Raw genomic sequence first — 11563 nt, forward strand, 5'->3', positions numbered from 1 at the left:
TGCCGGGTACATCCGAGTCGAGGGCGAGGCGGAGGACGGCGCGGCCGCGGACGGCGGGGCCCTCGAGCTCGCCGAGGCCACGGCCGCGCACGTGTGGGTCGAGCGTCTCGACGGCTGAGACGCGGTGCGCCGCCGTCGTGCGTGACGGGGGCGTGATGGCCCGGTGACGGGCCGGTGAACCTCTTCCGCCGCCGCAGGCGACACGTGGCGCGCCGATGCACCCGCGTCTAGCGTGGAGACACGACGCCCCTGTGTCCCCACGCTTCCGAGGCCCCCGATGCGCACACTCGTCCTCAACGCCGGCTACGAACCCCTCTCGGTCGTCTCCGACCGCCGGGCGCTGCTGCTCGTGGCCACCGGCAAGGCGAGCGTGCTCGAGGACGCCGGTGACCCGATGCGCAGCCCCACCCGCGCGTGGGGCCGGCCCCTCGTGATCCTGCTGCACCAGTACATCCGGGTGCCCCACACGGATGCGGCCCCGGTCTCCCGCAAGGGCGTGCTGCGCCGGGACGGACACCGCTGCGCCTACTGCGGCGCCCACGCCACCACCGTGGACCACGTGCGGCCGCGCTCGCGGGGCGGCGAGAACTCGTGGGAGAACCTCGTGGCCTGCTGCCTGCGCTGCAACGGGGCGAAGGCGGACCGCTCGCTCGAGGCCCTGGGCTGGCGGCTGCGGGTGGAGCCGGTGCGCCCGCGCGGGGCCCAGTGGCGGATCCGCGAGCTGGAGCGGCCCGCCGAGGCGTGGCGGGACTACCTGCGCCTGGCGGCCTGACGCCGGAAGCGGAATCGCGCCCGCTCGTGCCCGGCGGTTCCTAGACTCTCGAACGGTCGAGAGAGCGGAGGGGCCCATGAGCATGGAGTCGGCGGCACGGATGTCCATGATGCGGATGACCCACGGGCAGTCCGACGCCCAGCAGAGCCTCGCCCGCGGCACGGTGCGCCGGACCATCGCGTTCGCGGGCCGGTACCGCACCCGCCTGATCGTGTTCGTCGCGGCGTCCATCGTGGGCGCGGTGCTCGGCGTGGCCTCGCCGGTGCTGGCCGGCGACGTCGTCAACGCGATCACCGGTGGCGCGGACCGCGGGCTCGTGGTGCGGCTGGCCCTGCTGATCGCCCTCGTGGCGGTGCTCGACGCGGCGCTGTCCGTGTTCACCAAGTGGCTCTCCGCCGGGCTGGGGGAACAGGTCATCTACGACCTGCGCACCGCCGTGTTCGACCACGTGCAGCGCATGCCGGTGGCGTTCTTCCAGCGCACCCGCACCGGCGCGCTCGTCTCGCGCCTGAACAACGACGTGATCGGGGCGCAGTCGGCGATCTCGCGGACGCTCTCCGGCGTCGTCGCGAACGTGGTGTCCGTCGCGCTGACCCTGGGCGTGATGGTGGCCACCAGCTGGCAGGTCACCGTCCTGTCCCTCGTGATGCTGCCGCTGTTCCTGCTGCCGGCCCGGGCGGTCGGCTCGAAGCTGGCGGGCCTGTCCCGCGAACGGGCCGGGCACAACGCGGCCATGGGCGACCAGATGACCGAGCGGTTCTCCGCTCCCGGCGCCACGCTCATCAAGCTCTTCGGCCGCCCCGCCGCCGAGTCCGCCGAGTTCGCCCGCCGTGCGGACCGCGTGCGCGCCACCGGCGTGGACATCTCCGTGCGCCAGGCCGTCTTCACCACGCTGCTCACCCTGGTCTCCGCGCTCGCGCTCGCGGCCGTGTACGGCGTGGGCGGGCTCCAGGCGATCGCGGGCACCCTCGACGCCGGCGACGTCGTCACCCTCGCCCTGCTGCTGACCCGCCTGTATGCGCCCCTGACCGCGCTGGCGAACGCCCGCGTGGAGATCATGAGCGCGCTCGTGAGCTTCGAGCGCGTGTTCGAGGTCCTGGACCTGGAGCCCCTCATCACGGAGCCCGCGCGGCCCGCAACCCTGCCGGAGGGGCCCCTGTCCGTGCGGCTGCGGGACGTGCGCTTCGCCTACCCCACCGCGGAGCAGGTGTCCCTGGCCTCCCTCGAGGAGGTCGCCGTGCTGGATACGCGCGGCGGCGAGGAGGTGCTGCACGGGATCGACGTGGCCGTGCCCGCCGGGGCCACCGTGGCCCTCGTGGGCTCCTCGGGTGCGGGCAAGTCCACCATCGCCTCGCTCGTCACCCGCCTGCACGACGTCACCTCCGGCGCCGTCGAGATCGGCGGCGTGGACGTGCGGGACCTCGCGTTCGCGGACCTGCAGCGGGCTGTGGGCATGGTGACCCAGGACGGCCACCTCTTCCACGAGACCGTGCGCGCCAACCTGACGCTGGCCCGCCCCGATGCGACGGACGAACAGCTGTGGGACGCCATCGAGCGGGCGCGCCTGCGCTCCGTCGTCGAGGCGCTGCCGGACGGGCTGGACACCGTGGTCGGCGAGCGCGGCTACCGCCTCTCCGGCGGTGAGCGGCAGCGCATGACGATCGCGCGGCTGCTGCTGGCGGCCCCGCGCGTCGTGGTGCTGGACGAGGCGACGGCGGCGCTGGACTCCACCAACGAGCGCGCCATCCAGGAGGCGCTGGGGGAGGCCCTGGCCGGGCGGACCGCGATCGTGATCGCCCACCGGCTCTCCACCGTCCGCAGTGCGGACGAGATCCTCGTGGTCGAGGCCGGGCGGATCGTGGAGCGCGGCACGCACACCGCGCTGCTCGCGGCGGACGGACGGTACGTGGAGCTCTACACCACGCAATTCGCCGACGCGGAGTGAGGCGGCGGCCGGATCGGCCGCCCGGGTGCCCCAGGCCGGAATCGAACCGACGGCCTACCCTTTAGGAGAGGGTCGCTCTATCCAACTGAGCTACTGGGGCGTGGACCGCGCGTCGGTCCGGTGATCGAGTCTAGCCGAGCCCCTCAGGCCTCCCGCGCGGCGGGACCACGACGACGGCGCCGCCCGGCCCACAGCATCACGGCCACCGCCAGCGCGAGCAGCGCGAGCAGGACCCAGCGGGTCAGCGTCAGGGCGGCGGCCAGGCCGGCGCCCGGGCCGCCGGCGGCGATGGCCTGCTCGATCGCGATGTTCTCGCAGATGTCCACGACCGCGAACAGGACCCCCAGCCCGAAGACGACCCACTTGGCCCCGGCGGGACGCAGGCGCCACGCGCCGACCGCGGTGACCGTCAGCGCCACGGCGATCGGGAAGATCACGCCGGCCGTCTTGTGCACCCAGTTCAGCTGGCCGCGGGCGTCCTCGTCCATGACCGCGGAGAGCGCGCGGATGTGGTCCTGCCCGTAGAACAGCAGGGAGTCCGGCATCGCCAGGCCGCCGCTGAGCTGGGTCATCTGCTGCAGCACCAGCAGATGGAGGTACGCGCCCACGAGCAGGGTGGTCACGATCAGCGCGCTCACCGGGATCGCCGGGCTGCCCTCGCGCTCAGCGGCCGTGGCGAGGTCCTCACGGACGTGGACGTCCCGCAGCGCGGGACGGGAGCGCGGGGACTCGGCGACCGGGCGCGCGGCGGGCCGCGACGGGCGCGGACGGGACTTGCGGGACTTCTGGGACACGGGGCACCTCCGCGGTCCATCCTCCCAGACCGGCCGAGCCGGCCCGGCCCCGGTCAGGCTCCGCTTCGTCCAGCCCACTTTCGAACGTGAGATCGGGGTCATGGGGACTTTCGAACGCGAGACAGGCCCTCCGTCACGTTCGAAAGTGCGGGGGTGGCGGGGATGCCGGGGTGGCGGGGTCGGGGCCGGGGCTGCTCAGTCCGCGTGGCGAGGCCGCGGGCGGGGGGCCCGGACCCGGGCGGGTGCGCCGGCCGCCGGCTCGGCGGCCGGGGTCGGCCCCGCGGCGGGCTGCGGCGGGGACGCCGGCTCGACGACCGGCAGGGGCGCCGTCGTCGAGGCGGGCTCGGCGGTCTGTGCCGGCACGGCGTCCGCCGCTCCCGGGACCGTGGCCCGGGTGCGAGGACGCGCCCGGACGCGTCCCGCCGTCGGGAATTCGAAGAGCCAGCGAACCCGTCGGTAGCCGAGCGCGAGGGCGAGCGGGACGAGGAACGTGAACGACGCGATGGCCACGTAGAAGTCGACCGGGCGGACCGCGGCGAGGTCGCGGAAGGCCGCCACCGCCAGGATCAGCACCGGCATGTGGGCGACGTAGAGGACCATCGAGCGGCGGCCGCAGAACTCGAGGAACGGCAGACGGGGCAGGCGCGGGCCGAGCCACAGCACCACGAGGATCCCCGGCAGCGCGGCGAACACGGACCAGGGCTGGCGCTCCGCCACCACGAGCGCGCCGGTGCGCGTGGCCGTCACGGTGAGCACCATGAGGATCACCGCGATCACACCCAGGGCGGCGGGCGCCGTGCGGATCCGGGGGAGCAGTCGCGCGGACGCGGCACCGAGGAAGAAGTACACGCCCCAGTACAGGGGACGCACCCAGTCGCGGGGGCCGCTGACGAACTCGAGGAGCAGCACGAAGAGGACGGCCGCGACCACCAGCGCCGGGACGCGACGGATCACCGGGCCGATGAGGTAGCAGAGCATGAGCACCCACAGGAACCACAGGTGCCACGCGCCGCCGCGCCAGAACTCGACGGACAGCAGGGATCCGGGCTTGCCCGTGGCCAGCGCCAGGACGACCATCCAGACGAGGAACGGCCACAGGATCCGCTCCGCCTTGCCGCGGTAGTACGTGCCCAGCGGCTTGGACACCGAGCGGGGCAGCAGGACGCCGGACAGGAACACGAGCATCGGCATCCGCCACGACTGGAACACCTGCACCACGTTCGCGAACGCCACGGAGCTGAAGGTCGCGTCGAGCCCCTGCGGCATCGTGTAGGTGTGGGTGAACATCACCAGCAGCACGGCGAATCCGCGCATGGCGTCCATCCAGGTCATCCGGCTGGGGGCGGACCCGTGGGACACGGGCGGGGTCGGCGTCGTGGACATGGCGGCTCCGGGGTGGCGTGGCAGGGCGGGGAAGGGGGCTCCGCCGCCACATCGCGCGGAACGCCCAGAAGACCATAGCGGGCCGGTCGATTCCCGCCCACTTTCGAACGTGAAATCGGGGTCATGGGGACTTTCGAACGCGAGATAGGCCCCCCATCACGTTCGAAAGTGCGGGTGGGGTGGGGCGGGGCGGCGCGGTGGGGGATGGCGACGACGGCGCCCCCTGTCGCGTCCGGAGCCCCGCCTAGACTGGGTCCGCCATGGCTGACCTCTTCTCCGCGCTCGGACGCACGCCCCTGAACCTCGACCGGACCCGCCGCCCCGCGGACCCGGAGACCGCCCTGCCCGGGCTCGTGCCCCCGGCCGTCACGCGCGCGGCCGCGGACCCCGAGGCCTGGGGCGAGGACGCCCGCCCGGCCGCTCCGGCGCACACTCCCGAGTCGCTCGTGGCGGGGCTCAACCCGCAGCAGGCCGCCGCGGTGACCCACACGGGGGCGCCCCTGTTGATCGTGGCGGGCGCCGGCTCGGGCAAGACCCGGGTGCTGACCCACCGCATCGCGTGGCTGCTCGCCACCGGACGGGCGCGGCCGCATGAGATCCTCGCCATCACCTTCACGAACAAGGCCGCCGCGGAGATGCGCGAGCGCGTGGCCGGGCTGATCGGTCCCACCGCCCAGCGGATGTGGATCTCCACGTTCCACTCCTCCGCCGTGCGGCTGCTGCGCAACGAGGCCGCCAACATCGGGCTGAAGTCCACGTTTACCATCTACGACTCGGCGGACAGCCTGCGCCTGGTCACCACCGTCGCCAAGCAGCACGAGCTGGACCCGAAGCGCTTCGCGCCCAAGGCCCTGCTGAACCGCATCAGCTCCCTGAAGAACGAGCTCGTGGAGGCGGACGACTACGCCGCCACCGTGGCCGAGGGGGACCCGTGGGGCCGCGCCGTCGCCGCCGTCTACCGGGACTACACGGCCCGCCTGCGCCAGGCCAACGCCCTGGACTTCGACGACCTGATCGGCATGACGGTCCACATGTTCGAGGCGTTCCCGCGCGTGCTGGACAACTACCGCCGCCGGTTCCGCCACGTCCTCGTGGACGAGTACCAGGACACCAACCACGCCCAGTACCGCCTGATCCGGCTCCTCTCCGGCCCGGCGGGTGACCCCGAGGGCGTGGAGACCCCCGGCGGCGAGCTGACCGTCGTCGGCGACTCGGACCAGTCCATCTACGCGTTCCGCGGCGCGGACATCCGCAACATCGTCGAGTTCGAGCAGGACTTCACGGACGCCGCCACCATCAAGCTCGAGCAGAACTACCGCTCCACACAGACCATCCTGGACGCCGCCAACGCGGTGATCGAGCGCAACCCGGACCGCCGTCCCAAGCGCCTGTGGACGGCCGAGGGGGAGGGCCCGGCGATCGTCGGCTACGCCGCGGAGAACGAGTCCGCCGAGGCGGAGTGGATCGCCACCACCATCGACCGGCTGCAGGACGAGGACGGGATCCGCCCGGCCGACGTCGCCGTGTTCTACCGGACCAACGCGCAGTCCCGTGCGCTCGAGGAGCGGCTGGTGACGCGCGGCATCCCGTACCGCGTCATCGGCGGCACGCGCTTCTACGACCGCAAGGAGATCAAGGACGCGCTCGCCTACCTGCGGGTGATCGTCAACCCCGACGACGACGTCAACGTGCGCCGCATCCTCAACGAGCCCAAGCGGGGCATCGGGGACCGGGCCGAGGGCGCCGTCGCCGCGTGGGCCGAGCGGAACCGCTCTACGTTCTCCGCGGCCCTGCGCGACGCCGAGAACGCTCCCGGCATGGCCGCCCGCTCGCTCAAGGCCGTCCGCGGCTTCGTGCAGATGATGGACGACCTCGGCCAGGTCGCCGAGTCCGCCGGCCCGGCCACCGTCCTGGAGGCCGTCCTCGAGCAGTCCGGGATGCTGGCCGCCCTCCGCGAGTCCGAGGACCTGCAGGACGAGTCCCGCGCGGACAACCTCGGCGAGCTCGTCGCCGTCGTCCGCTCCTTCGAGACGACGCATCCGGACGGCACCCTGTCCGACTTCCTCGAGCAGGTGGCGCTCGTGGCGGACGCTGACCAGCTGCCTACGGCCCCGGACGTGGAGGGCGAGGCGCTCGCGGAGCAGCAGGGCCAGGTCACGCTCATGACGCTGCACACCGCCAAGGGCCTCGAGTTCCCCGTGGTGTTCCTGACGGGCATGGAGCACGGGGTGTTCCCGCATGCCCGCTCGATGACGGACGAGAAGGAGCTCGCGGAGGAGCGTCGCCTGGCGTACGTGGGCCTGACGCGCGCCCGCCGTCGCCTGTTCCTGACGCGCGCCGAGGCACGCTCGCTGTGGGGCCAGCACCAGTTCAACCCGCCCAGCCAGTTCCTCGGGGAGATCCCGGAGGCGCTCATCGACTGGGAGCGGGAGGGCACCACCCGCTCGGCCGGGTCGTTGAGCCTGACCGGCGCCGGCACCTCGCGCTACGCGGGGCGGTTCGGTGGCGGGCGGCCGGCCTGGCGGTCCCGGGACGACGACGGCGCGCGACCCCAGCGCCTCACCCGCGGGGACGAGCCGGCGGACCTCACGGTGCCCTCCGGTGTGGTGCGCGGGAAGGCCCCGAGCCGGGTGCAGCCGCAGAAGGAGATCGCGGCGCTCAACCCGGGCGACCGCGTCTCCCACGCGACCTTCGGCGAGGGGCGCGTGGACGCCGTCGCGGGCGCGGGGGACAAGACCGTCGCGACCGTCACCTTCGACGCCACCGGGGCACAGAAGCGGCTGCTGCTGCGCTACGCGCCGCTGACGAAGGTCGAGGGCTGACGGGACCGGCCCGCCGACCCCCCGGTCGCCCCGGGGCGTGGACTACAGTGAGCCGTGGAACGCCGCCGTCCGCCGCCCCGCCGTGCCCCCGCGCCCGGCCCGGCCACGGAGGGGGCGTCGACGTCGGCCGCGCCCGCGGGCGAGGCCGGCAGACCCTGTCTTCGACCAAGAAGGACACACCACCGTGGACCTGTATGAGTACCAGGCGCGCGATCTGTTCGAGGCGCACGGCGTCCCCGTGCTGGCCGGCATCGTTGCGCAGACCCCGGACGAGGCCAAGGCGGCCGCGGAGAAGATCGGCGGCGTCACCGTCGTCAAGGCGCAGGTGAAGGTCGGCGGCCGCGGCAAGGCCGGCGGCGTGAAGGTCGCCAAGACGGCCGACGAGGCCTACGAGCACGCCAAGGCCATCCTGGGGATGGACATCAAGGGCCACACCGTGCACCAGGTCATGATCGCCCAGGGCGCCGACATCGCCGAGGAGTACTACTTCTCCGTGCTGCTGGACCGCGCCAACCGCACCTACCTGGCCATGTGCTCGGTCGAGGGCGGCATGGAGATCGAGCAGCTCGCCGAGGAGCGCCCCGAGGCCCTCGCCAAGGTGCCCGTCTCCCCGCTGACCGGCATCGACGCCGAGACCGCCCAGAAGATCGTCACCGAGGCGGGCTTCCCCGAGGAGCTGCGCGCCGACGTCGCCGAGGTCATCCAGAAGCTCTGGGAGGTCTTCGAGAAGGAGGACGCCACCCTCGTCGAGGTGAACCCGCTGGTGAAGACCGGCGACGGCACGATCCTCGCCCTGGACGGCAAGGTCTCCCTCGACGACAACGCGGCGTTCCGCCACGAGGGCCACGCCGCCCTCGTCGACGAGCGCACCGAGGACCCGCTGGAGGCCAAGGCCAAGGCCAACGGCCTCAACTACGTGAAGCTGGACGGCCAGGTCGGCGTGATCGGCAACGGCGCCGGCCTCGTGATGTCCACCCTCGACGTCGTCGCGTACGCCGGCGAGCAGCACGGCGGCGTGAAGCCGGCCAACTTCCTGGACATCGGCGGCGGCGCCAACGCCGAGGTCATGGCCAACGGCCTCGACGTCATCCTGGGCGACGAGCAGGTCAAGTCCGTGTTCGTGAACGTCTTCGGCGGCATCACCGCGTGCGACCAGGTCGCGAACGGCATCGTCAAGGCCCTCGAGATCCTGGGTGACACCGCCACCAAGCCGCTGGTCGTGCGCCTGGACGGCAATGCCGTGGAGGAGGGCCGCCGCATCCTGCAGGAGGCGAACCACCCGCTCGTCACCCTGGCCGCCACCATGGACGAGGGCGCCGACAAGGCCGCCGAGCTCGCCCACTCCGCGAACTGACCGTTCGGAAAGACTGAGGAAACAGCTATGTCGATCTACCTGAACAAGGACTCCAAGGTCATCGTCCAGGGCATCACCGGCGGTGAGGGCACCAAGCACACCCGCCTCATGCTCAAGGCCGGCACGAACATCGTGGGCGGCGTGAACGCCCGCAAGGCCGGCACCACCGTGTCCCACGAGGACAAGGACGGCAACGCCGTCGAGCTGCCCGTCTTCGGCACCGTCAAGGAGGCCATGGAGAAGACCGGTGCGGACGTGTCCGTGGCCTTCGTGCCGCCGGCCTTCGCCAAGGACGCCGCCATCGAGGCCATCGAGGCCGAGATCCCGCTGCTCGTGGTCATCACCGAGGGCATCCCGGTGCAGGACACCGCCAAGTTCTTCGCCCTGTCCCAGTCCAAGACCGGCGAGGACGGCAAGCCGAAGACCCGCATCATCGGCCCGAACTGCCCCGGCGTCATCACCCCGGGCGAGGCCCTGGCGGGCATCACCCCGGCCACCATCACCGGCTCCGGCCCCATCGGCCTCGTGTCCAAGTCCGGCACGCTGACCTACCAGATGATGTACGAGCTGCGTGACTTCGGCTTCTCCACCGCCATCGGCATCGGCGGCGACCCGATCATCGGCACCACCCACATCGACGCCCTCGAGGCGTTCGAGGCCGACCCGGACACCCAGGCCATCGTGATGATCGGTGAGATCGGTGGCGACGCCGAGGAGCGTGCGGCCGAGTTCATCAAGGCCAACGTCACCAAGCCGGTCGTCGGCTACGTGGCCGGCTTCACCGCCCCGGAGGGCAAGACCATGGGCCACGCCGGCGCCATCGTCTCCGGCTCCGCCGGCACCGCGCAGGCCAAGAAGGAGGCCCTCGAGGCTGCGGGCGTGAAGGTCGGCAAGACCCCGTCCGAGACCGCCCAGCTCATGCGGGAGATCCTGCAGGCCCAGGCCTGATCCCGCGGTGCGGGGCGCCGATGCCGGCGCTCCGCACCGGCAGGCGGATGCACCACGGCCCCTGTCCCTCGTCGTGAGGGGCAGGGGCCGTGTGCCGTGCGGGGCAGAGCAGGCGGCGGACGTCGCTCAGCCCACGTTCGCCCCGAACAGCAGGCCGAGCACGTACGTCACGGCGGCGGCGCCGTAGCCGATCGCGAGCTGACGCAGGCCCCGCGCCAGGGGCGAGGAGCCGGACAGCAGCCCGACCACACCGCCGGTGAAGAGCAGGGCCGCGCCCACCATCGCCGCAGCCAGGCCCAGGGCCCACGGCCCGGACATGCCGAAGATGTACGGCAGGATCGGGATGAGCGCGCCGGAGGCGAAGAACGCGAAGCTGGACAGGGAGGCGCTCCACGCCGAGCCGATCTCCGCGAAGGAGTTCGAGTGGTCCACGGGTCCCTGGGAGCCGTCGGGACGGGCGGAGAACCGCGGGTTGCAGTCGCACGTGAGATAGCCGAGGCGCTCGAGCGCGCGGTGCTCGGCGTCCTCGGGCGTCATGCCGCGGGCCAGGTAGACGAGCTTGAGCTCGTTGTGGTCCAGGTCCAGGTGCTGGGCCGCCTCGAGGGTGATCTGGGTGGGGGAGGATGCCTCGAGCAGCTCCCGCTGGGACCGCACCGAGACGTACTCGCCGGCCGCCATGGACAGCGCGCCCGCCAGCAGGCCGGCCACGCCCGTGAACAGCACGACGGACGGCGCCACGCCCGTCGCGCCGATGCCCATCACGAGCGCCAGGTTGGAGACCAGCCCGTCGTTCATGCCGAAGACGGCGGCACGGAAGTTGCCTGCCAGCTGCTCGCGACCCCGGGCGGCGAGGCCGCGCACGACCTCCTCGTGGATGGCCTCGTCCGCCACCATGCCCTCGGGGGCGTCCTGGTCCTCCGCGTAGGGAGTGTCCGACTCGGCGCGCTGGGCCAGGGCCAGCACGAACACGGAGCCGAAGATCCGTGCGAGCCAGCGCAGCAGGACGCGACGGAAGGAGGGGCGTGGGGGGTTCTCGGCGTGCTTGCCCAGGAGAATCCGCCAGTGCTGCTCATGGCGGCGCTCGGCCTCGGCGAGGCCGAGCAGGATGTCGCGCTCCACACCGTCCTTGCGGGCGGCGATGTCGCGGTAGATCTGGCCCTCGGCGATCTCGTCGGCGAGGTAGCGGCGCCAGCGTCGGACCTGCTCGCGGGTCGGCTCGGGGCGTGCTGCAGGAGTGGCGGTGTGGGCGGGGCTCATGGGGCTCCATCGGATGGTCGGGCGGGGACGGGCGCCGCCGCCGCGGACCACGGCGGCCGGGCGCGCGCCCGACCCGCCAGTCTACGCCGTCGCTACCATGGCCGCATGGACGCAGCAGAGACCCCCGACGGCCCCGAGGCCGCCGCCCACGACGGCGGCCGGCCGGCCTGGCAGCACCGCCTCCTGGCGGGCGGGGTGGAGCCGGACCCCCGGTTCACGCTCGCCAATGAGCGCACGTTCCTGGCCTGGGTCCGGACGGCGCTGGCGCTGCTGGCCGGCGGGGTCGCG

The 11563-nt window shown here is 72.9% G+C and carries 9 protein-coding genes and 1 tRNA gene; 6 read left to right on the forward strand and 4 right to left on the reverse strand.

From position 1 onward, the window contains the following. The first annotated feature begins 277 nt into the window (after positions 1-277). Positions 278-772, forward strand: coding sequence for an HNH endonuclease (locus D8M29_RS04290; RefSeq protein WP_020628346.1), 495 nt, complete (start codon positions 278-280; stop codon positions 770-772). A gap of 76 nt (positions 773-848) precedes the next feature. Continuing rightward, complete coding sequence (locus D8M29_RS04295; protein ID WP_174233301.1) at positions 849-2717, forward strand: ABC transporter ATP-binding protein; 1869 nt, start codon at positions 849-851, stop codon at positions 2715-2717. Between the two features lie 26 nt (positions 2718-2743). Here the strand turns inward: D8M29_RS04295 and D8M29_RS04300 are convergent. The 3 genes from D8M29_RS04300 to D8M29_RS04310 all read right to left on the reverse strand — a co-directional run bounded on the left by D8M29_RS04300 (position 2744) and on the right by D8M29_RS04310 (position 4894). Continuing rightward, a tRNA-Arg gene (locus tag D8M29_RS04300) sits at positions 2744-2817 on the reverse strand. Between the two features lie 43 nt (positions 2818-2860). Continuing rightward, positions 2861-3511 carry a hypothetical protein gene (locus D8M29_RS04305; protein ID WP_127445809.1) on the reverse strand — a complete coding sequence of 217 codons (651 nt, stop codon included), beginning with the start codon at positions 3509-3511 and terminating at the stop codon, positions 2861-2863. A gap of 195 nt (positions 3512-3706) precedes the next feature. Beyond that, complete coding sequence (locus tag D8M29_RS04310; protein ID WP_080695847.1) at positions 3707-4894, reverse strand: acyltransferase family protein; 1188 nt, start codon at positions 4892-4894, stop codon at positions 3707-3709. A gap of 260 nt (positions 4895-5154) precedes the next feature. Here D8M29_RS04310 and pcrA point away from each other — a divergent pair, with 260 nt between their 5' ends. The 3 genes from pcrA to sucD all read left to right on the forward strand — a co-directional run bounded on the left by pcrA (position 5155) and on the right by sucD (position 10018). Next, positions 5155-7716, forward strand: a complete 2562-nt coding sequence (gene pcrA, locus D8M29_RS04315) for a DNA helicase PcrA (RefSeq protein WP_127445810.1) — start codon at positions 5155-5157, stop codon at positions 7714-7716. Positions 7717-7900: 184 nt separating this feature from the next. Further along, positions 7901-9070, forward strand: coding sequence for an ADP-forming succinate--CoA ligase subunit beta (sucC, locus tag D8M29_RS04320; protein WP_101965708.1), 1170 nt, complete (start codon positions 7901-7903; stop codon positions 9068-9070). A gap of 27 nt (positions 9071-9097) precedes the next feature. Next, positions 9098-10018 carry a succinate--CoA ligase subunit alpha gene (gene sucD, locus D8M29_RS04325; protein ID WP_012750749.1) on the forward strand — a complete coding sequence of 307 codons (921 nt, stop codon included), beginning with the start codon at positions 9098-9100 and terminating at the stop codon, positions 10016-10018. A gap of 126 nt (positions 10019-10144) precedes the next feature. Here the strand turns inward: sucD and D8M29_RS04330 are convergent, their stop codons facing one another. Then, entirely contained in the window at positions 10145-11275 is a 1131-nt protein-coding gene (locus tag D8M29_RS04330) for a VIT1/CCC1 transporter family protein (RefSeq protein ID WP_127435455.1), read from the reverse strand. Between the two features lie 105 nt (positions 11276-11380). On the opposite strand from D8M29_RS04330, the gene D8M29_RS04335 reads away from it, so the two are divergent. Next, the coding region (locus tag D8M29_RS04335; protein WP_127445811.1) for a YidH family protein at positions 11381-11563 on the forward strand (183 nt) is incomplete at its 3' end.

Origin of the sequence: Micrococcus sp. HSID17227 (assembly GCF_003989405.1) — a bacterium.
Lineage (GTDB): Bacteria > Actinomycetota > Actinomycetes > Actinomycetales > Micrococcaceae > Micrococcus > Micrococcus luteus.

Bases quoted from the DNA above. Each gene is read 5' to 3' on its own strand.
- D8M29_RS04290 (WP_020628346.1), top strand. From the start codon at position 278: ATGCGCACACTCGTCCTCAACGCCGGCTACGAACCCCTCTCGGTCGTC.
- D8M29_RS04295 (WP_174233301.1), top strand. From the start codon at position 849: ATGAGCATGGAGTCGGCGGCACGGATGTCCATGATGCGGATGACCCAC.
- D8M29_RS04310 (WP_080695847.1), bottom strand. From the start codon at position 4,894: ATGTCCACGACGCCGACCCCGCCCGTGTCCCACGGGTCCGCCCCCAGC.
- pcrA (WP_127445810.1), top strand. From the start codon at position 5,155: ATGGCTGACCTCTTCTCCGCGCTCGGACGCACGCCCCTGAACCTCGAC.
- sucD (WP_012750749.1), top strand. From the start codon at position 9,098: ATGTCGATCTACCTGAACAAGGACTCCAAGGTCATCGTCCAGGGCATC.
- D8M29_RS04330 (WP_127435455.1), bottom strand. From the start codon at position 11,275: ATGAGCCCCGCCCACACCGCCACTCCTGCAGCACGCCCCGAGCCGACC.